Here is a 21,040-nt window from a genome sequence, read left to right on the forward strand (position 1 = left end):
TACCACTTGAATCAAGTGGTTTGCACCAACTCATCCAATTGCTCGTGGTCATGCTGGTGATCTTTCGCCAGCAGCATATACACCGAGGGCAATACAAATAACGTAAAGAATGTACCTATCGCCATACCTAGCACCAGAACAATACCAATCGCGTTACGCGCTTCTGCACCTGCACCGGAAGCAAAAATCAACGGTGTATGCCCCGCAATAGTTGCCACGCTGGTCATCATCACCGGGCGCAAACGCAGTGACGAGGCCTCACGGACCGCCTCCAACTTGGCCATACCCTGCTCTTGCAACTTATTGGCAAATTCCACAACCAAAATACCATTACGTGCAATCAACCCCATCAGCGTCACCAGACCCACTTGAGAATAAATATTCAACGTGGTGGTAAAACCGTCGGTGAAAAATGGAATCGGCATGGGAATCTTCCAAAACGTAAACAACAGCGCACCAAACATCGCCAGCGGTACTGATCCCGCCAAAATAACCAATGGATCGCGGAAACTGTTGTATTGCGCAGACAACACCAAAAAGATCATCACAATTGCCATTAAGAATGCAGGCAAAAATGTATTGCCCTCACGCTTTAACTGACGCGACTCACCGGTGTAATCAATGGTGTAACTCTTGGGCAGAATTTTGCGCACTTCTGTCTCGAGGAAAGCCAGTGCCTCACCCAATGGCACACCGGGGACACCACTGATTTTGACAGCATTTAATTGCTGCATACGGTTGATAGTCCGTGGCTCGGTAGAGTGAGTAATTGTGGCAACCTGATCCAGACGAATAAGATTCCCATCTGGCCCGGTTACATAAAGATTTGCCAGATCATCAGGAGTCAAACGTTCAGCGCGCTTAACTTGTGGAATCACTTTGTAGCTCTGCCCCGCCATATTGAAGCGATTTACATAACCTCCGCCCAGCAAAGTGCCTACGTCGTTAGTTACTGTTTGCAGATCCAAACCAAGATCTGCCACTTTTTCACGATCAATATTCAATTTGTAATCAGGCTGATCCACTTTTACATCCAGTGTTTGGAAATAAAACTTGCCAGATTTCTGCATTATTTCCTGCACTTTTAATGCGTAATCATAAATTTCTTTAATATCTGCAGTTGAAGCCAATACAAATTCAACCGGGAATTGGCCACCACCAGGCAATGCAGGTGGAGTGATAGGTAGAATTCTTACACCGGAGATTTCTGCCAGCTTTTTTTGCACTTCCGGCATGATTTGAAATACATCGCGATCACGCTCCTCCCAAGGCTTAGTCACCATGCCAGAAAAACCGCCAGTGGGCATGGTCAGCTGGAAGGTAAAATCTGTCTCGGGAACACTCATAAACGCTTCATTCACTTGCTTCCCATAATGCGACGATTGGTCAACCGTTGAATTGGCTTGCGCATCCACAATGCCAAAAATAACACCTTGATCCTCAACGGGCGCCAGCTCTTTTGCCGACATCATGTACAGCGGGAAACACAGCAGCGTAATACCAATCCAAAAAATATAGACACCGGTACGATTTTCCAGACTCACTTTAAGTTTTTCTACATACCAAGCGCGGAAACGCTCAAAGGGCTTCTCCAGCGGTGCATTTAAACCCGTGTGAGGTTTTAACATACGCGAACCCAACATAGGGGACAGCGTGATTGCAACAACCGCCGAGATAGTCACCGCGCCTGCCAGGGTGATGGCAAATTCACGGAATAATGAGCCTATCAAACCACCTTGCAAACCGATTGGAATATAAACCGAAGCGAGCGTTACGGTCATGGCCAAAATTGGCCCTGCCAATTCACGTGCGGCGGTAATAGCTGCAGGAAAAGGTTTCATCCCTTCCTGGATATGACGCTCAATATTTTCCACCATAACGATGGCATCATCGACCACCAAGCCCACACACAATACGATGGACAGCAAGGTCAATAAATTAAGCGAGAAGCCGCACACCTGCATAATAAATAAGGCGCCGACAAGCGAGAGCGGAATCGCTAGCACCGGAATAATTACCGAGCGGCTAAATCCAAGGAAAAGAAAAATTACCACCACAATAATTAATAGCGTTTCCGTGAGGGTTTTAATAACCTCATTAATCGCTGCATCAATATATTCGGTAGAGTCGTAAGCCACAGTACCGCTCAAGCCAGTTGGCAACTCGGATTTAATGGCCTCCATTTCTTTGTTAACAGCCTTCATCACATCCAGCGCGTTAGCGTTGGGAGCGACCCATACGCCCATGAATACTGCGGTATCGCCTGAGAAATTTACTACTGTGTCATAATTTTCCGCACCCAAAGCGACGTCGGCAATATCGCTTAAGCGGATAATCCCATCGGCAGAATTGCGAATAATTAATCGTTTAAATTCATCAACACTTTTCAGGTCGGTGTCTGCCCGCAGGTTTACCTGAGTGTAAGAACCGCGAGTTTGACCAACAGCGGCTTGCACATTATTGGCGGCAAGCGCAGCGCGAACCTGAACCGGTGTTACATTTAACGCCGCCATCCGCTCGGATTTTAGCCAAATACGCATTGCAAAGGTTCTACCACCTAATACATCCGCTTTTTGCACACCATTAATCGCAGTTAAACGCGGCTGAATAGAGCGAGTTAAGAAATCCGTAATTTGGTTTTGCTCAAGAATTTCCGAACTGAAACTCAAATAGGCAGCAGCAAATTGCGAATCGGCTGCTTCAATACGAATTGCAGGCACTTCGGCTTCTGGCGGTAAATCGCCACGCACCTGATTTACCTTGGCGGAAATTTCCGTCATAGCCTTGAGGGGATCGTAATTCAAACGCAAGTGGGCAGTCACGGTGGACATGCCCATTGCACTTTGCGACTCAATGTAATCAATACCGCCCGCTGAAGCGATGGCGCGCTCAATAGGTGTGGTAATAAAACCACGTACCAATTCAGCATTGGCACCCACATAAACGGTATTAATAATAATTACAGAGATGTCACTGCGAGGATATTGGCGCACAGTCAAATTTGACCCGGCTTGAATCCCTAAAATTAAAATAAGCAGGCTCACCACTATGGCGAGAACCGGGCGCTTAATAAATACATCAGTAAATTTCATAACTTAGGCCCATTGGCGTTGAGGCTTGTGGAGTTGATAAACCATCTAATCACCGATGTGATTAACTATCTGCCGGCGTTGGCTCCAACTTGTATTCCGGTGTGGGTAAATTGCCCACGGTTACTGCTTGGCCATTCAACAATTTGAATGCGCCAGCGCTCGCCACTACTTCACCCGGTTTCAAACCGTCGACGATTTCGACAAAATCGCCTCGGGATTTACCTAAACGAACAAATTGTTGCCGCGCTTTAAAGCTGCCCGCCGCTTCGCCTGGCTCAATTACAAATACGGTGTCGCCAAAAGGAGCATAAATAACTGCTGTAGATGGCACCGCGAGCACCTCTTGTGGGTCAGATAAGGTCACTTTGGTTTCCACCGCCATACCCGGAATCAACAAGCTGTTTTCGTTTTGCAAATAAGACTGCACTATGGCGTTGCGAGTAAGCGTGCTTATTTCTGCACCTATTGCGGTAATTTCACCTTTGATAGTTGCATCAGAACCATCACCCACATTTACTTCCACTGGCAGGCCACGTGTCATTTGCACCAACCAAAATTGCGGTACCGGGAAATTTACCCGCACAGTGTTAGTCGCCTGCAGGGAAACCAATTCCCCACCCACCTGCAAATCCTGACCGAGATCCACTTTGCGGATACCAAGGCGGCCATCAAAAGGAGCACGCACTACTTTTTTCTCAAGCGTGGTTTTCAAATCGTTCACATCGCCTTGCGCTGATTCCATTTGTTGCAAGGCAGCATCCAACTCACTTTGCGATACGGTATTGCGCTTGCGCAATTCCAGCAAACGCTCATGGTTGGATTTAGCCAAACGCAAGCGCGCTTCCGCCGCACTTAATTGCGCTTGTTCGTTGCCGGATTCCTGCACCAGCAGCACTGTTCCTTTTTTAACTTGCTCGCCCGAATTAAAGCGAATTTCTTTTACCTTACCAGCCACTTCAGCGGCAATTACAATACCCTCGGAAGCCTCAACGGTTCCCATGGCGGTATAACTGTTGGGCCAGCGCTGCAGCTCTGCGGTAAACGTACTGACTGTTTCCGTTACTGGTGGTGTATTTTCTCCGGCAGAAACCATTGCCATGATTTGACCGAACTTAACGCCAGCAACAATGAGGAAAATCCCTACAAGACTTGCGGCCGCAATGCCGATTGATTTCGCATTGTTCATAGATGAAGAACCATTAAAAGAAGAGGAGAAAAACGATTTGGAAACGAGCAACATAGGAAGGGAGGTAAATTAACGGCATCCCGACCATCGCTTCACGCATTCATGCGGAAGAATTGTTACACAGTCACCGGTAAAACCAAACTTGGGAGTTGTCAAAAAATGTAGCGCACAACAACCAAAACCGGTCACAAAAAGAATCATCCGACCATCTGGTCGGTGGGCGAATAATATTCCCTTTTGCCTGATTCTCCAATGCGTTGTTAATGATTATCACAAACTAATGACATTCATCACCCACCCCATAACGCACCAAAGAGCCAACTGGATCACTCATAAAAATGAGTTATCTGATTGCCTGGATGACATTGCTTCTTTACTCTTCCCGCTCAATTATTCTCAATTAAGGATTGGTTATGACTTGGGCACCTCATGTAACTGTCGCGACGATTATCGAGCAAGACAATCGCTACCTTATGGTTTATGAGGAAGCGGATGGAAAAAAAGTTTACAACCAACCTGCTGGTCACCTTGACCCTAACGAGACGCTTAAAGAGGCCGCGATTCGCGAGACACTCGAAGAAACAGGCTGGAGCATTGAATTGACGGGCGTAGTTGGCGTTAACCTTTATACCGCGCCCAGCAACGGCATTACTTATTTCCGTACAACATTTATCGCCAAAGCACTCAGTCACGACACCCAGCGACCGCTGGACACCGGCATAATCGAGGCAGTCTGGTTGACCTACGAAGAGCTGGTCGCCCGCAAAGATCAGCTGCGCAGCCCCATGACCCTGCAAATTATTGAGGAATATCGCGCCGGCCGCCGTTTTCCGCTCGAGGTTGTTGGCTAAGAGGGGCAAAAGGCGGGTAAAATGCCCGCCTCTTTTTCAACCGCTGTAATTTCCGCTTATGACCCAGTTTTCCAAGCCCTCTATTGCCCCCGGTGCCCGCGTTATTGTGGGAATGTCGGGCGGTGTCGACTCGTCTGTCTCTGCCCTACTGCTAAAACAGCAAGGCTATCAAGTCGAGGGATTGTTTATGAAAAACTGGGATGAAGATGACGGCACCGAATACTGCACCGCCAAAGCAGATTTGGCCGATGCAGAGCGCGTCTGTGAGCGCATTGGCATCAAGCTGCACACCGCCAACTTTGCAGCAGAATACTGGGATAACGTCTTTGAACACTTCCTTGAAGAGTACAAAGCGGGCCGCACGCCCAACCCGGATATCCTCTGCAACCGCGAGATCAAATTCAAAGTCTTTATGGAATATGCCCGCATGCTCGGCGGCGAACTCATCGCCACCGGCCACTATGTGCGCCGCGCCGACCGCGATGGCCATACTTATCTACTCAAAGGGTTAGATCCCAACAAGGATCAAAGCTACTTTTTGCACGCTGTTGGCGAAGCCGAATTCGCCCACTCACTCTTCCCTGTAGGGGAGCTGGAAAAGCCGGAGGTACGTCGTATCGCCGAAGAGCATGGGTTAATCACCCACAACAAAAAGGACAGCACCGGCATCTGTTTTATCGGCGAGCGCCGCTTTAAAGACTTCTTACAACAATACTTACCCGCACAACCGGGTGAAATTCAAACTCCGTATGGCAAAGTCATTGGCGAGCACATGGGCTTGATGTATCACACCATTGGCCAACGTCAGGGCTTGGGTATAGGCGGTGTTAAGGGTGCCAACGAAGAGCCCTGGTTCGTCGCGCAAAAAGATTTAACCCGCAACGTGCTGGTGGTGGTTCAGGGCACAGATCATCCATTATTGTTTACCAATCATTTAATCGCACAACAGGCGCACTGGATCAACAGTACACCACCGGCGGCCGAGTTTCGCTGCAGTGCCAAAACCCGCTACCGCCAAGCCGATCAGGACTGTGTAGTCAAGGTGATGAGCGACGGCACGCTCGATGTACACTTCGATCAACCGCAACGCGCGGTAACACCCGGACAATCAGTGGTTTTCTATCAAGACGACATCTGTCTGGGTGGCGCCGTTATCGAGTCAACCGACAATCGTTAATGAATGTTTTACCTCAACCCAAGTAACAGCATTCAGGCGATTAATAGCCTTCCAACCGATTGATAGTGAGAGAATTCGCGTGAGCAAAAACTGGCAAGACATTACCCTCGCCCTCGCTGGCGTATTTCAAGCCACCGCACTGGTTGATCAAGTCGCCAAAACCGGGCATGTACCTACCGATGCGTTTAAGTGCAGCATGGAATCCATTCTCGACTTGAATCCTGCCAGCACGCTGGATGTCTACGGCGGCAGTATTGAAAACCTGCGTACCGGCCTTGAGGTTATGCGGGAATTACTGCGCCCAAACTCGCAGCAACATCGCGAAGTGCTGCGCTATGGCTTGGGTGTATTACATTTGCAAAAGAAACTCGCCGGCCGACGAGACATGTTAAATGTCATCGGCAGCCGCATTGAACAAGCCAGCCAACAGGCACAGCATTTTTCATCCACACACGACAATGTGGTCGCCAATTTGGGCACGCTTTATACCGAAACCCTGAGCACCTTCCGTTTTCGCATTCAAGTAAATGGCGACTACAATTATCTGCAACAACAACGCATCGCCAACCAAATTCGCGCCTTGCTGCTCGCTGCGGTGCGATCTGCCATTTTATGGCGTCAGGTAGGCGGCAATCGCTGGCAACTGCTGCTCAATCGCAAGGATATCGCACGGCAGGTTGATGATTTATTGCGCCGGATTTAACGGCCCCATGACTCGCCTTATCCCAAACGAATAGTTTTATAAAAATTCTGCTTTATCTTCTTTTTATTTTTAATTTCAAACGAGAAACGCAATGGACAATACATTCAACACTCTCTCCGCGCTGAACGCCGTGTCTCCGGTAGACGGCCGTTACGGTAGCAAAACTATCGCACTGCGCAATATTTTCAGTGAATTCGGTTTGATTCGCTTTCGTGTAGAAGTGGAAGTGCGCTGGCTGCAGCAATTGAGTCGGATGGCCGGCGTGCCCGAGGTACCTGCCTTTAGCGCGGCGACTAATGCGTTTCTCGACAGCATTGTCACCAACTTTAACAGTGAAGATGCCCAAGCCGTTAAAGATATAGAACGCACCACTAATCACGATGTAAAAGCCGTTGAGTATTTTCTCAAGAATAAATTCGCGGGCAACGCGGAATTGGAAGCAGTATTGGAGTTTGTGCACTTTGCTTGCACGTCTGAAGATATTAACAATCTATCCCATGCGCTGATGCTGCGCGAAGGTCGCAAGGTATTTTTGCAGGATGCTGAAGCCATTATTGATGGTATCGCCAAACTCGCACACGACTACGCCGAAGACTCCATGCTCTCACGCACGCACGGCCAAACGGCATCACCTACTACCGTCGGTAAAGAAATGGCCAACGTCGCCGCGCGTTTGCGTCGCCAACTAAAAACCGTTAAAGAAGTAGAATTGCTCGGCAAAATCAATGGCGCCGTGGGCAACTACAATGCGCATTTGTCGGCCTACCCGGATGTTGACTGGCAAGCAAACGCCAAAGAATTTGTCGAAAGTTTAGGCCTGACCTGGAACCCCTACACTACTCAAATTGAACCGCACGACTACATCGCCGAATTGTTTGATGCTATCGCCCGTTTCAACACTATCGTTATCGATTTTGACCGCGATGTATGGGGCTATATTTCACTCGGCTACTTCAAACAAAAAACCATCGCTGGTGAAGTGGGTTCGTCCACCATGCCGCATAAGGTTAACCCGATTGACTTTGAAAACTCCGAAGGCAACTTGGGAATCGCCAATGCCATTTTTACCCACCTCGCACAAAAACTGCCTATTTCCCGCTGGCAGCGCGACCTGACCGACTCAACTGTATTGCGCAATATGGGCGTTGGTTTTGGTTACGGCATGATTGCCTATGCCTCCACCTTAAAAGGTATGGGCAAGCTTGAGATCAATCGCGCACGCCTCGCAGAAGATTTAAATAATTCGTGGGAAGTATTGGCCGAACCAATCCAAACCATTATGCGCCGCTACAACGTCGCCGAACCCTATGAGAAATTAAAAGCGCTGACTCGCGGCCAAACTATCAACCGCGAAGTGTTGGCAGCATTTGTAGAGACGCTGGATATTCCCGAACACGCCAAACAGACCATGCGTGACTTAACGCCCGCCAATTACATTGGTAATGCGGTAGATCAAGCCAAGGCGATCTAAACCGTGAAAAAATAAAGGGCTCTACGGAGCCCTTTATTATTTTAATTCCCATTTTATTTTCAGGTATTAAAGATGACCACACCCCTCACCCATCTTGGCGATATGCCGATTGAAGAATTTTTACGCGATTACTGGCAAAAAAAACCGCTGTTAATTCGCAACGCATTTCCCGGTTTTGAATCACCGTTATCTCCTGACGAACTTGCTGGTCTCGCGCTGGAAGAAGAAGTTGAGTCGCGCATTGTGCTGGAGCAAGGCGAAACGCCCTGGGAATTGCGCAATGGCCCATTCGATGAAAAAACGTTTGCAACCTTGCCAGAAAAACGCTGGACTTTATTGGTGCAAGCCGTTGATCAATTTGTACCAGAAGTAAATCAACTGCTGGACTATTTCCGTTTTATCCCCAGCTGGCGCCTGGACGATGTAATGATCAGCTACGCGCCGGATCAAGGCGGTGTTGGCCCGCACTTTGATTATTACGATGTATTTTTGTTGCAGGGCTTGGGCAAACGCCATTGGAAACTCGGGCAAATGTGCGACAACAATTCACCGCGTGTTGAAGGTACTCGCTTGAAAATCCTCAGTGAATTTCACACTACCGACGAGTGGGTGCTGGAGCCGGGCGACATGCTTTATATCCCACCAGGCATCGCACACTGGGGCAATGCCCAGGGCGATGATTGTATGACCTACTCGATTGGTTTCCGCGCACCCAGCCATGCAGATATTATCGCCGAGGCCGGGCAAGAAATTGCACTCTCGATTGTCGATGACTTGCGCTACTCCGACCCAGACTTGGCCTTGCAAGACAACCCGGGCGAAATTAACAACAAAGCCATCGAACAAGTGCGCAATATTATTTTGCAGCATCTGACCAACGAAAATATCGCCCATTGGTTCGGTAAATTTATGACTGAACGCAAATATATTGAACAGACCGATGAAGAGCCGCTCGATATAGACGCCAGTGAATGGCAATCTGCACTCGCCGACGGCGAATTACTCTGGCGTCATCCCGCTGCGCGCCTCGCCTTCCACAGCGATGAAAAAGGCACTATTTTATTTGCCGATGGCGAAGTGATTTGCTGCTCGCGCGAGCTGGCCGAACTGGTGTGCAAAGAAGTGGAGATTAGCTGGCGCGAACTCAAAACCTTAGTCCAAGATCCGCAAGACCGCGCTGCCATAACCCAGCTAATTAATCTGGAAACACTGCTAGTCGACGAATAATTTTCAAACCTGGAATGGGTAGAGCCCACGCACTACCCATCTATTTTTCGACGGAAAAATCATGAGCCGCACAACAATAATTACCGATTGGCGCACCCACAAAACCGACCTAAGTAATATTCGCACCCGGGTTTTTATCGAAGAACAGGCAGTACCAGAAGCTGATGAATGGGACGAATACGACAGTGACGCCATTCATTTTTTAGTGCAGGAGAGTAATGTTAATGCAATAGGTTGTGCACGGTTGCTCACAGAATCCAATCCACAAGGTGGTTATCTTTACCATATTGGCCGAGTTGCCGTCTTACGCGAATTCCGCGCTCAAGGTATTGGCCATCAGCTCATGCTATTTATTATTAACTATTGCCTAAGCACGGCGCCCGACAGGAAGATTTATTTGCATGCCCAAACCACGCGCCGCAGTTTCTACGAACAGCTAGGGTTTTGCGCCAGGGGTAGTGAATTTATGGATGCAGGTATTCCTCATATCACTATGTGGTTTGAAGCCGGGGAGTTGCAAAATGGCTGAACAATCCGCTGTCAGTACCGAACTCTGGTTACTTGATGGCCTCGAAGACTTTCGCCATTACAGCCTTGAACTTTTACAGCAGAGCAACCGGCAGATTGCTATTCTCAGTCGCGACCTGGATGAGCCAGTGTACGGCACTAACCACTATGTGCAGGCGCTGTCAGACTTTGCACGTTCAAGCCGGCACTGCCAGGTCCAAATCCTGATAAAAGACACCAAGCGCGCTATAGAATCGGGCCATCCATTGGTTCGCCTTGCGCAACGACTCTCTTCTAAAATTGAAGTGCGAAAAATGACGCAGGAGCCTAACAATAAAGAAATGGGCTTCATGTTGGGTGATACCACAAAAGTCCTCTACAAAAACGACGACAACACTTACCGCGGTTTCTATAACAGTGCGGCATCACGCGAAGTGAAACAACTGCGCGAGGAATTCAATTACTTGTGGCAATACGCCGAACCGGAACCTGAGTTTCAACAGCTGTATTTGTAATAGTATCCGCTCCTTAGCGATGAATTAACTCGTTAAAACCAAGGCAAAAAGTCACACGCCGTAAAAAAAGCCCTTTTTGCGCTTAATCCACAGTATTTTTTGTTGCCGATTCGTTTTCAATCCTATATATATAGCGTCAATCCGTATTGAGGCGCCATAGAGCCTATAAATACAGGGGTTTTTGTTACACGCGTAATCAAAAAACATCGACTCAACCCAAGGTTGATCACATTTACACAAGGAAAAAAATATGGCCGTTAAGAAACCTGCAGCCGCAAAAGCTGCTCCAGCAAAAAAAGCGCCAGCTGCTAAAGCAGCTCCAAAAGCTGCCCCTAAAGCAGTTGCCAAGAAAGCGCCTGCTGCCAAACCAGCAGCTAAAAAAGCGCCAGTAGCTAAAGCAGCACCTGCTGTTGTTAAGCCAATCGCTGAGCGTCAAAACAAAACCCAAATGCTGCAACAAATTGCTGATGCAACCGAACTGAGCAAAAAGCAAGTACAGGCAGTGTTGGACGAATTGACCAATGTTATTGAAGGTCACATCAAGAAAAAAGGCGTAGGCGAATTTGTTCTGCCTGGCCTGCTGAAAATTACTACCGTGAAAAAGCCTGCCACTAAAGCGCGTAAAGGCATCAACCCCTTCACGAAAGAAGAAGTAACTTTCAAAGCTAAACCAGCGAGCATTTCCGTAAAAGTGCGTCCGCTGAAAAAACTGAAAGAATTCGCTGTTTAATAGACACGATTACTTTTTATAAAAAAACCCGCTTCAGCGGGTTTTTTTATGGCTGCAATCTAGCCATTAACAGTTAACAAACCGTGAACCCTTCACCGATCAGCGCATTTTGTAAGCGCTTGATTCGCTCGGCAAAATCTACCTCACTGTACTCTTTAGCCGGCAGCTTTCCCCAAATAGGCTGCGGCCAGGCTGCATCGTCGGTAAAGCGTGCAATATGGTGAATATGCAGCTGGCGCACCACATTGCCCAGTGCGGCCACATTCATCTTGTCGGCGTCAAACACACTCGTCATGACTTCTGAGAGGCGACAAGATTCGCGGATTAGCTGCAGCTGCTCCTCCTCACTCAAATGGTGAATTTCGTAAACCTCTTCGCGCTTGGGAACCAAAATACACCAAGGGTAGTTTGCGTCGCGACTCAAGAGCAGCAGAGACAAATCAAATTCACCAATCACAACGGAATCTTGTGCAAGACGGGGGTGAAGTTCAAACATAAGTTGTTATCCTTTTATAAGCTAAAGCAATCATCACTGTGGGCGGTAGTGAAGCGCCACAGGGCGCTATACCAATGCCATCAACCACCGTAGAATAGGCAGCTTTGAAACCCATTATAGCCATCAAGAAGCCTTAACTATGCGTTCCAGTCGATTTTTAATTGCCACTCTTAAAGAAACCCCTTCAGATGCAGAAGTCATCAGCCATAAATTGATGTTGCGTGCCGGTATGATCCGCAAGTCCGCATCCGGTTTGTACAACTGGTTGCCGATGGGCCTGCGAGTGCTGCGCAAGGTTGAAAAAATCGTCCGCGAAGAAATGAATAAATCCGGCGCTATGGAAGTTTTGATGCCAGTAGTACAACCTGCGGAACTGTGGGAAGAATCAGGTCGTTGGCAGCAGTATGGCCCCGAGTTGCTGCGCATGAACGATCGTCACGACCGCCCCTTTTGCCTCGGCCCGACCCATGAAGAGGTCATCACTGATTTAATTCGCAATGAAGTAAAAAGTTACAAACAGTTGCCTGCTAATTTCTATCAAATTCAAACCAAATTCCGCGATGAAATTCGCCCGCGTTTTGGCGTGATGCGCTCGCGTGAATTTATTATGAAAGATGCCTACTCTTTCCATAATAGTTTTGAATCACTGCAACAAACCTACGATGTGATGCATGCAACCTACTGCAGCATTTTCACGCGCTTGGGTTTGCAATTCCGCCCCGTATTAGCCGATACCGGCTCTATTGGCGGTGCTTTTTCCCACGAATTCCATGTACTGGCTGACAGCGGTGAAGACGATATCGCCTTCAGCAATGCCAGTGACTACGCTGCCAACATTGAAAAAGCGGAAGCACTGCCGCCAGCCGGTACACGCCCTGCTCCGCAACATCTGCTGCAGGAAGTTGCGACTCCCGGCAAACACAGCATCGAAGAAGTGTGTGCATTCTTGAAGGTCAGCCCCGAGCAAACCGTAAAAACGCTCATTGTATTAGGCGAAATACGCGCCGATAAAACCCAGCCATTGGTAGCATTGGTATTGCGCGGTGACCATGAACTCAATGAGATCAAAGCAGAGAAATTAACCGGTATCGCGGCCCCACTAACGCTGGCACCGGAAAGTCGCATTAAAGAAGAACTGGGTGTGGGTATTGGCTCGATCGGACCGGTAGGTTTACAAATTCCAGTAATTGTTGACCACGCTGCTGCCCACCTTGCCGATTTTGTTTGTGGCGCCAATAAAGACGGTTTCCACCTCACCGGCGTAAACTGGGAGCGCGATGAAAAAGCGCCATTGGTTGCCGATATTCGCAATGTCGTCACAGGTGACCCGAGCCCTTGCGGCAAGGGCACACTGGAAATTAAGCGCGGCATTGAAGTGGGCCACATATTCCAACTCGGCACTAAATATTCCGAAGCGATGAAAGCCAAAGTACTGGATGAAAATGGCAAAGAGCAAACCATGATTATGGGATGTTACGGTATTGGTGTAACTCGTGTGGTTGCAGCTGCCATCGAACAAAACTTCGATGACAATGGGATCATTTGGTCAGATGCAATTGCACCTTTCCATATTGCCATAGTGCCCATCAATATCAGCAAATCAGCCGCAGTAGCTAACAAAAGCGAAGAGCTTTATGCACAACTGACTAACGCTGGTTTTGATGTATTGTTGATGGACGACGAAAAAGCGCGCCTGGGCGGAATGTTGGCGGATACCGACTTGATGGGCATTCCCCATCGCATCGTCATTGGCGACCGTGGTTTGGAGGCGGGCAATATCGAATACAAAGGCCGTCGCGACGCAGAAAAACAAGAAATTCCAGCAACAGACATTGTTGAGTTCTTGAAAGCAAAAATCCAACTGTAATTTTTTGCTGGAACTTTCTCCGTTAAAAAAAGCCGCTGCTGCAGCAATGCACCAGCGGCTTTTTTTGGTGTCGCAACTCTATTTGGTCAGCGTGAATGCCTCTGGCGGTAATGCTGCTGGTGTAATTTTCACCCAGGCAATATCACCATTAAACCAATGCACTTGATTCATGCGCGCACCGATAGAGGTTTTAGCATGCGCAGCAATGGGTAAATATTCCACCTGCCCGGTTAGCTCACGCACTCCATTTACGTAAGACACAAATTCGCCATTTTTATAAGTCACTGCAGCATGAGCCCACTGCCCTATTGGATGAACCTTATTTGGGTCTATCAAGGTAAACTGGGAAGTTTCAGATTTAATATAGGCATCCAAATACCACTGTTTTTTATCATTCAAACGCAACTCGATGGTAATGCGACGATTCGGTTTATCCTCCGCTTCGATGTGAAAAAAACGCGGCTCCAGATTATTGGGATAAGCATCGGCGGGGTTAAAAAAAATCTCAATGGTAAATTCCTGTGCGTCACCCAATGGATTGGCATCCACCAATAAACGATCACCATCGCCATCAAAACGCACCACCTGATCCTGCCCGCTTTTCACTAACTCAGGATCACCAGAAATACTTACTTTTGCGCCGGCGATAGTTTCTAGCGAATTCACTTGCCACAAGGCAACATTATTATTGGGTGTAATTGACGGTACTGTACTTGTGCAGGCAAATAAAAAAGCAACACAGGGAATTGTTAATAATAAAGAAAATTTCATAGCAATCTGCAGCAATACCATTGCCGCTCCTCATGGTAGGGAGTTGACAAAAAGGGTTAACGAAATTGCCGAAAATAAATCATTTTTATAGTGAGGTGGATACTAACGAATAAGGGCGATACTGACCAGTCAATATCGCCCTTATCGCCTGACGCAATAACTATTTAATCGTCTTCGCCACTGTAATGCGCCTGATCCTGAACTAGCTGACGAGCTACATCACCGGGTGACCCCGTATTGCGCGCAAGCAAGCTGTAAGCCACAGGCACCAAAAACAAAGTCAAAACAGTGGCAACTATTACCCCCGCGATCACCACCGTGCCGATCACAAAACGCGTTTCTGCACCGGCTCCCGATGAAATAACCAAAGGAATTGCACCGGCAACTGCAGTTAAGCTGGTCATTAGGATCGGACGCAAACGGGCTGATGATGCTTCGAGCAGTGCATCATGAAATTCAACGCCACGGTCGCGCAACTGATTGACGAACTCAACGATTAAAATACCGTTTTTAGCAGCGAGCCCCACGAGCATTAACAATCCGATTTGTGAATAGAGATTAAGACTGGAACCAGTAACATACAGCCCCAACATGCCACCCAAAATAGCCAGCGGCACCGTCAGCATAATTACAAAAGGATGCACATAACTTTCAAACTGGGCAGCCAGCACCAGGAAGGTAATTAAAATACCGAGCAGGAAAATAAACATTACCGAGCTGCCTGCAGTTTGAAAATCGCGCGATAAACCTTTGTAATCCACCACCGCAGTTGCCGGTAGATGCTCACGCACCAAACCATTCAAATGAGCCAAGGCATCACCCAACGCGAGATTGTCAGCCAGATTCGCCTCTATTGTTAATGAGCGCATGCGGTTATAACGATTCAAACGGCTGGCATCGGCAACTTCTTTTAGCGTGACCAAATTTGCCAAGGGAATTAATTCCCCGCTGCGTTCAGAGCGCACATACATATTTTGCAAACTGGTAGTGGTGCGCTGCTCATGGCGTTCACCTTGCATAATTACATCGTACTCTTCGCCATCATCGATGTAGGTTGTCGCTCGGCGCGAGCCCAACATCGCCTCCAGTGTACGCCCGATATTATTGACACTAACTCCCAAATCCGCTGCACGATTCGTATCAATCAATACTTCTATTTGTGGTTTGGTTTCTTTGTAGTCCCAATCGATTGCGGTTAAGCCGGGGTTATTTTCCTCTAACTTCTCCAGCAAAATATCGCGCCACTGAGCCAACTCGGTATAAGTACCACCACCCAGCACGAACTGAACCGGTTTTTGCGCTTGCGAGCCAAACCCCTGTCGCATTACCGGCGCCGCGGTCACGCCCGGTAAATCTGCCAACTTTTGCCGGATTTCCTCCATTACCACAAATGCACCGCGCCGCTCGCTCCAATCATTCATAACGGCAATGATCATGCCGGAGTTAAAACTTTCTACGGCACCAAAGCCCCGTGGTGCACGAACCATCAAGCGATTGATTTCACCGGCCTCCACATATTTCATCATGCGGTTCTCAATCTCCGTCATGTACTCTTCCATGTAGGCATAACTGGCACCTTCCGGGCCATTCACCATGACAAAAAAAGTTCCCCTGTCTTCGCGCGGCGCATATTCAGATGGCAAAGTTTTAATTACATAAAACATCGCCAAAATGAGCAGTGCAAAAATAACAATAACTGCTTTGGTATGGCGCAAACAAAAACGGATGGAATCCTGATAGCGCAAACGCAAACGCAACATTCCCTGATTAATTTTCTCAACCAGATTATTTTTGTTTTCATTGCGGGTGAGTACCTTGGACGCCATCATCGGCGATAAAGTAAGTGCGATCAGCGATGAGAAGGCAACTGCGGCGGCCATGGTGATGGCAAACTCGGAAAACAATCGCCCTATATCGCCCTTAAGAAAAATAATGGGCACAAAAATGGCAATCAACACCAGTGTGGTAGCGATTACCGCAAAACCCACCTCCCGTGTTCCATCAACCGCCGCGAGCAGAGGTGTTTTGCCTTTCTCTTCAATATGCCGGACTATATTTTCCAGTACCACAATCGCATCATCTACCACTAATCCAATTGCTAAAACCAACGCAAGCAGCGTGAACATATTGACTGAAAAATCCAAGGCAGCAAGCACGGTAAAGGTAGCAATAATAGATACAGGTACAGCAACCGCAGGCACTAACATGGCACGGACACTGCCTAAAAATAAATAGATAACCAACACCACCAAACCAATCGCAATGGCGAGCGTGATGTACACCTCGTGAATAGCGCGCTCTACAAATACCGAGCTGTCATAACTGTCTTCCAGACTCATGCCTTTAGGTAAAATTGCATTAATCTTGTCGCGCTCGAGTTTTGCACCGCGCGCCACATCAATGGTATTTGCAGTAGATTGTTTAACAATGCCGATCCCGACCTGGGTTACACCGTTGCCGCGAAATAAATTGCGATCTTCTTCGGTGCCCTTTTCTACTTTGGCAATATCCCCCAAACGGGTCAGGTGACCATCTTCACCGCGCCGCACCACAAGGCGACTGAATTCATCGACGGTGCGATAGGAGCGTGCCATGCGCACCGTAAATTGTCGCTCCAGGGATTCAATACTACCCGCCGGCAATTCGACGTTTTCAGCGCGCAGCGCGGCCTCCACATCATTGACGGTAAGATTGCGCGCCGCCAATTCACGGCGATCCAACCAAATGCGCATGGCGTAGCGCTGCTCACCACCAATACGTACACGCGCCACACCATCAATTACTGAAAAACGATCCACCAAATAACGCTGGGCGTAATCAGAAAGCTCCGGCATAGTCATATTTTCACCGGCAAAATTAAACCAGAGAATAACGTCTTCATCCGAGCTGACTTTTTGCACTTCGGGTGGGTCGGCCTCATCGGGCAAATTACCCAACGCACGGGCTACACGATCGCGAATATCATTCGCGGCGGCATCCATGTTATGGCCCGTATCAAACTGAACCACAATATTCGAAACACCATTTTCACTGGAGGATTCTATGTAGCGAATTCCTTCCACACCGGAAATACGATCCTCAATAACCTTGGTTACTCTGGTTTCAACAATATTGGCAGCAGCACCGGGGTAATTAGTGCGAATAGATACAACAGGGGGATCGATATTGGGATACTCGCGCAAGGTCAGCCGCTCAAAGGCAACTATGCCGAACGCGATTAATAAAATTGACAGCACCGAGGCAAATACCGGGCGCTTGATAGCAATATCCGAGAGCATCATGATGGTGGCCCTCAGTTATTTTTGGATTTAATTAAGTCAGACAGGTGTAATGCCTCCCCCGTCTGTTCCGCAAAAGGTTTTTCTTCGGCAAGAACTTGCACTTTCTGTCCCGGACGAATTTTTTGTAAACCATGCGTCACAATTTTTTCGCCCGGACTTAATCCACTCAGCACTTCCACAGAGCCAGGCAAGCGTTCACCAATGGTAATTTGGCGACGCTCCACCACCGGACCATTTTCTGCATCCTGCAACACGAATACAAAATTGTTGCTGGCCAAAGGCACCAAAGCGGATTCAGAAATAATCAATGCTGTACGCGATGCCGCTTTTAAATCCACCAGCATTAACATGCCTTGTTTCAATTCATGATTTTTATTGTCCAATAGTGCACGCACTTTGATGGCGCGAGTCACTTCATCAATCTGGTTATCAATACTGACTACCTCACCTTGAAATTCCTTGTTACCCAAATCACGGCTCTTCGCCACAATGGGTAACCCGGTGGCCAAACTGCGCAGGTAAATAGCTGGCACAGTGAAATCCAATTTCATTTTAGAGTCATCGTTCAGGGTGGTAATAATATTACCTGGCGATACCAGCGCACCGACACTGACTTGTCGCAAGCCCACCACACCAGAAAACGGCGCAAGCAAAACCAGATCTTTTAAGCGCGATTCGGTTGCGTTGTAACGTGCACGCGCTGCTTCAAATTCGCGGATGCGCTGATCAAGCTCTGACTGCGAAGCAGCACCACGCTTGGCTAATTCGCGCACACGATCAAGTTGCTTCTTGGCTTCATCGGTATTGAAGCGTGCTTCTTCAAGCAACGCTGACTCTTCGCGGCTGGTCATTTCAACCAAAATCTGCCCTTTCTCGACACGCTGACCATCATCAAAATTAATACGGGTGATTTTTTTGGTTTCATTGGAGGTGAGAGTAATTGTTTCATTCGCACGCAAATCACCTAGCGCTTCAATTGTGGTCGTGAGCTGCGCTGTACTTGCTGCTTGCACAATCACTTCCGTCGCAGCGCTCGCCGCTGGTTGGGCGTTAGCAGTGAGCACAAAAGCACTCCACACAACGCAGGTCATTGACATGCACAGTGAAGTTAAAAAAGCACCGCGAGTCCTGCACGGCATAAGGATTCTCATAGATTTCTCCCCGGAAAAAGGTATCGCAGAAGTTTAATTAGTATGGTCGCGACACCCAGTAAAGTAAGTGTTTGAATGCAATGTGACATGCCGATACGTAGCAAGATGAACAAAGGATGTGAAGCGCACAAGGTGAACAGACAAATTTAACATTTGTTTACAAAATCAGACGCTTAGAGACGATTAATCAACAAAATCCAAGGTGTGGAAGAAAAAACAAAGCCAGTGCCGGGCGGCACTGGCAATAAATTACGCTGCGCTGGGCACAAAAAAAATCGACGCAGAATTAATACAGTAACGCAAGCCGGTAGGTGCAGGCCCATCGGTAAATACATGCCCCAAATGACAATCGCAATGACGGCAAACCACTTCAGTGCGATGCATACCGTGACTGGTATCCAAGTATTCACGAATCGCCACCTTGTTGACCGGTGCGTAAAAACTGGGCCAGCCGCAACCGGCGTCAAACTTGGTGCCTGCATCAAACAGCAATTCACCGCAGCAGCGGCAGCGATAATCGCCCGCGCTGAATTCCTGCCAATACTCACCAGTAAAGGGGCGCTCGGTGCCCTTTTCACGGCAAATGCGATACTGCTCCGGCGTTAATTTTTCACGCCAATGGTCGTCGTTGTATTTTTCGTTATCAGCCATAAGGATTTCCTTGACAGATCAACTAGTTAAGGTCGATTATTTGGGTGTTTTTCCACCGCAATCACGCACGACCGCATCCAAGGCATCTTACTGCAAATGAACCCGATTAAGAAATCCGACAAACTCAATGGAGTTTGTTATGACATTCGCGGCCCCGTACTGGAGCACGCTTACCGCCTTGAAGAAGAAGGCCACCGCATTCTTAAACTGAATATTGGCAACCCCGCCCCCTTTGGTTTCGCGGCGCCCGACGAAATTATTCAGGACGTTATTTACAACCTGCCCAACGCCGAGGGTTACACCGCTTCCAAAGGCCTGTTTGCCGCGCGCAAAGCGATTATGCAAGAGTGCCAGCGCATTCAAGTGCCGGGCGTGGAAATTGAAGATATTTTCCTCGGCAATGGCGCAAGTGAATTAATTGTGATGGCCATGCAGGCATTGCTTAACAACGGCGATGAAATTCTGGTGCCCGCGCCCGACTACCCTCTCTGGACTGCCGCCGTAAATCTTGCGGGCGGCAAAGCACGTCACTACTTGTGCGATGAACAATCCGACTGGTTCCCCGACCTCGCTGATATCGAGAGCAAAATTACCGATAAAACCCGCGGTATTGTGGTGATTAACCCCAACAACCCCACCGGCTCGGTCTATAGCCAAGCGGTGCTGGAAGCGATTGTAGAACTGGCGCGCCGCCACAACCTGATTATTTTTGCCGACGAAATTTACAGCAAAATTCTTTACGACGACGCCGAGTTTATCCCTATGGGCAGGCTGGCGCAGGACGTACTCTGCGTCACCTTTAACGGCCTGTCCAAAGCCTATCGCCTGGCCGGATTCCGCTCCGGCTGGATGGTGATCAGCGGCGCTAAACACCGCGCCCGCAGTTATATTGAAGGCTTGGAAATGCTGGCATCCATGCGCTTGTGCGCTAACGTGCCAGCTATGTACGCTGTGCAAACCGCGCTGGGCGGCTACCAAAGCATCAATGAATTAATTGTGCCCGGCGGTCGTTTGCGCGATCAGCGCGATGCAGCGATGAATGCGCTGGCCGATATTCCCGGCGTATCTTGCGTAAAACCACGCGGCGCCATGTACCTCTTTCCAAAAATTGATTTGGATATGTACAAAATCAAAGACGACCAACAGATGGTGTTGGACTTTTTGATTCAGGAAAAAGTATTACTCGTACAAGGCACGGCCTTTAACTGGCCCAATCGCGATCACTTCCGCATAGTGTTCCTGCCGCGTGAAGATGACCTGACCAAAGCCATCCATCGTTTTGGCGATTTCCTGTCGCGCTACTCGCAATAATTGACAGTAAAATCGCAGCCATAAAAAAACCAGCTGCGCGCTGGTTTTTTTTA

17 protein-coding genes are annotated in these 21,040 nt (G+C 48.4%); 10 read left to right on the forward strand and 7 right to left on the reverse strand.

Annotated features, from left to right (window positions below; translation table 11 throughout):
- Positions 1–11: 11 nt before the first annotated feature.
- Complete coding sequence (locus O59_RS10465) at positions 12–3,092, reverse strand: efflux RND transporter permease subunit (RefSeq protein WP_007642385.1); 3,081 nt, start codon at positions 3,090–3,092, stop codon at positions 12–14.
- 61 nt (positions 3,093–3,153) lie between these two features.
- Entirely contained in the window at positions 3,154–4,278 is a 1,125-nt protein-coding gene (locus O59_RS10470) for an efflux RND transporter periplasmic adaptor subunit (RefSeq protein WP_040392180.1), read from the reverse strand.
- 413 nt (positions 4,279–4,691) lie between these two features.
- On the opposite strand from O59_RS10470, the gene O59_RS10475 reads away from it, so the two are divergent.
- The 8 genes from O59_RS10475 to O59_RS10510 all read left to right on the forward strand — a co-directional run bounded on the left by O59_RS10475 (position 4,692) and on the right by O59_RS10510 (position 11,459).
- Positions 4,692–5,129: an NUDIX hydrolase gene (locus O59_RS10475; RefSeq protein ID WP_007642397.1), complete on the forward strand. Its 438-nt coding sequence runs from the start codon at positions 4,692–4,694 to the stop codon at positions 5,127–5,129.
- A 58-nt stretch (positions 5,130–5,187) separates the two neighbouring features.
- Positions 5,188–6,306, forward strand: coding sequence for a tRNA 2-thiouridine(34) synthase MnmA (gene mnmA / locus O59_RS10480; protein ID WP_007642399.1), 1,119 nt, complete (start codon positions 5,188–5,190; stop codon positions 6,304–6,306).
- A 79-nt stretch (positions 6,307–6,385) separates the two neighbouring features.
- The gene (gene hflD / locus O59_RS10485; protein WP_007642402.1) at positions 6,386–7,009 is read left to right on the forward strand and encodes a high frequency lysogenization protein HflD; all 624 of its coding nucleotides are present in this window, start codon (positions 6,386–6,388) and stop codon (positions 7,007–7,009) included.
- 91 nt (positions 7,010–7,100) lie between these two features.
- A complete protein-coding gene (purB, locus tag O59_RS10490) occupies positions 7,101–8,480 on the forward strand; it encodes an adenylosuccinate lyase (RefSeq protein ID WP_007642404.1) in 1,380 nt (459 codons plus the stop codon).
- Positions 8,481–8,552: 72 nt separating this feature from the next.
- Positions 8,553–9,707, forward strand: coding sequence for a cupin domain-containing protein (locus O59_RS10495; protein ID WP_007642405.1), 1,155 nt, complete (start codon positions 8,553–8,555; stop codon positions 9,705–9,707).
- A gap of 61 nt (positions 9,708–9,768) precedes the next feature.
- On the forward strand, positions 9,769–10,236 hold the full coding sequence (locus O59_RS10500; protein WP_007642407.1) for a GNAT family N-acetyltransferase: 468 nt from the start codon (positions 9,769–9,771) through the stop codon (positions 10,234–10,236).
- Positions 10,229–10,729, forward strand: a complete 501-nt coding sequence (locus O59_RS10505) for a hypothetical protein (RefSeq protein ID WP_007642409.1) — start codon at positions 10,229–10,231, stop codon at positions 10,727–10,729. The genes O59_RS10500 and O59_RS10505 overlap by 8 nt, the downstream gene beginning before the upstream one ends.
- A 250-nt stretch (positions 10,730–10,979) precedes the next feature.
- Complete coding sequence (locus tag O59_RS10510) at positions 10,980–11,459, forward strand: HU family DNA-binding protein (protein WP_007642421.1); 480 nt, start codon at positions 10,980–10,982, stop codon at positions 11,457–11,459.
- Positions 11,460–11,532: 73 nt separating this feature from the next.
- Here the strand turns inward: O59_RS10510 and O59_RS10515 are convergent, their stop codons facing one another.
- Positions 11,533–11,955: an HIT domain-containing protein gene (locus O59_RS10515; RefSeq protein ID WP_040392185.1), complete on the reverse strand. Its 423-nt coding sequence runs from the start codon at positions 11,953–11,955 to the stop codon at positions 11,533–11,535.
- Between the two features lie 139 nt (positions 11,956–12,094).
- Between O59_RS10515 and O59_RS10520 the strand changes: the two genes are divergently transcribed.
- Complete coding sequence (locus O59_RS10520; protein ID WP_007642424.1) at positions 12,095–13,822, forward strand: proline--tRNA ligase; 1,728 nt, start codon at positions 12,095–12,097, stop codon at positions 13,820–13,822.
- A gap of 78 nt (positions 13,823–13,900) precedes the next feature.
- On the opposite strand, the gene O59_RS10525 is transcribed toward O59_RS10520, so the two are convergent.
- The 4 genes from O59_RS10525 to msrB form a co-directional block, all read right to left on the reverse strand.
- Positions 13,901–14,593 (reverse strand): LamG domain-containing protein, encoded by a 693-nt coding sequence (locus tag O59_RS10525; RefSeq protein ID WP_157152548.1) that lies wholly within the window; start codon positions 14,591–14,593, stop codon positions 13,901–13,903.
- Between the two features lie 164 nt (positions 14,594–14,757).
- On the reverse strand, positions 14,758–17,874 hold the full coding sequence (locus tag O59_RS10530; protein WP_007642426.1) for an efflux RND transporter permease subunit: 3,117 nt from the start codon (positions 17,872–17,874) through the stop codon (positions 14,758–14,760).
- Positions 17,875–17,885: 11 nt separating this feature from the next.
- Positions 17,886–18,938: an efflux RND transporter periplasmic adaptor subunit gene (locus O59_RS10535; protein ID WP_232283076.1), complete on the reverse strand. Its 1,053-nt coding sequence runs from the start codon at positions 18,936–18,938 to the stop codon at positions 17,886–17,888.
- A 336-nt stretch (positions 18,939–19,274) separates the two neighbouring features.
- Complete coding sequence (gene msrB, locus O59_RS10540; protein ID WP_007642428.1) at positions 19,275–19,676, reverse strand: peptide-methionine (R)-S-oxide reductase MsrB; 402 nt, start codon at positions 19,674–19,676, stop codon at positions 19,275–19,277.
- A 96-nt stretch (positions 19,677–19,772) separates the two neighbouring features.
- Between msrB and O59_RS10545 the strand changes: the two genes are divergently transcribed.
- Positions 19,773–20,987 (forward strand): pyridoxal phosphate-dependent aminotransferase, encoded by a 1,215-nt coding sequence (locus tag O59_RS10545; RefSeq protein ID WP_007642433.1) that lies wholly within the window; start codon positions 19,773–19,775, stop codon positions 20,985–20,987.
- Positions 20,988–21,040: the final 53 nt, after the last annotated feature.

It is taken from the genome of Cellvibrio sp. BR (genome assembly GCF_000263355.1).
Lineage (GTDB): Bacteria > Pseudomonadota > Gammaproteobacteria > Pseudomonadales > Cellvibrionaceae > Cellvibrio.

What these genes read in the sequence shown, in the direction of transcription:
- O59_RS10465 (WP_007642385.1), bottom strand. Translation starts at nt 3,092, where the DNA reads ATGAAATTTACTGATGTATTTATTAAGCGCCCGGTTCTCGCCATAGTG.
- O59_RS10470 (WP_040392180.1), bottom strand. Translation starts at nt 4,278, where the DNA reads ATGAACAATGCGAAATCAATCGGCATTGCGGCCGCAAGTCTTGTAGGG.
- O59_RS10475 (WP_007642397.1), top strand. Translation starts at nt 4,692, where the DNA reads ATGACTTGGGCACCTCATGTAACTGTCGCGACGATTATCGAGCAAGAC.
- mnmA (WP_007642399.1), top strand. Translation starts at nt 5,188, where the DNA reads ATGACCCAGTTTTCCAAGCCCTCTATTGCCCCCGGTGCCCGCGTTATT.
- purB (WP_007642404.1), top strand. Translation starts at nt 7,101, where the DNA reads ATGGACAATACATTCAACACTCTCTCCGCGCTGAACGCCGTGTCTCCG.
- O59_RS10495 (WP_007642405.1), top strand. Translation starts at nt 8,553, where the DNA reads ATGACCACACCCCTCACCCATCTTGGCGATATGCCGATTGAAGAATTT.
- O59_RS10500 (WP_007642407.1), top strand. Translation starts at nt 9,769, where the DNA reads ATGAGCCGCACAACAATAATTACCGATTGGCGCACCCACAAAACCGAC.
- O59_RS10505 (WP_007642409.1), top strand. Translation starts at nt 10,229, where the DNA reads ATGGCTGAACAATCCGCTGTCAGTACCGAACTCTGGTTACTTGATGGC.
- O59_RS10510 (WP_007642421.1), top strand. Translation starts at nt 10,980, where the DNA reads ATGGCCGTTAAGAAACCTGCAGCCGCAAAAGCTGCTCCAGCAAAAAAA.
- O59_RS10515 (WP_040392185.1), bottom strand. Translation starts at nt 11,955, where the DNA reads ATGTTTGAACTTCACCCCCGTCTTGCACAAGATTCCGTTGTGATTGGT.
- O59_RS10520 (WP_007642424.1), top strand. Translation starts at nt 12,095, where the DNA reads ATGCGTTCCAGTCGATTTTTAATTGCCACTCTTAAAGAAACCCCTTCA.
- O59_RS10525 (WP_157152548.1), bottom strand. Translation starts at nt 14,593, where the DNA reads ATGAAATTTTCTTTATTATTAACAATTCCCTGTGTTGCTTTTTTATTT.
- O59_RS10530 (WP_007642426.1), bottom strand. Translation starts at nt 17,874, where the DNA reads ATGATGCTCTCGGATATTGCTATCAAGCGCCCGGTATTTGCCTCGGTG.
- msrB (WP_007642428.1), bottom strand. Translation starts at nt 19,676, where the DNA reads ATGGCTGATAACGAAAAATACAACGACGACCATTGGCGTGAAAAATTA.
- O59_RS10545 (WP_007642433.1), top strand. Translation starts at nt 19,773, where the DNA reads ATGAACCCGATTAAGAAATCCGACAAACTCAATGGAGTTTGTTATGAC.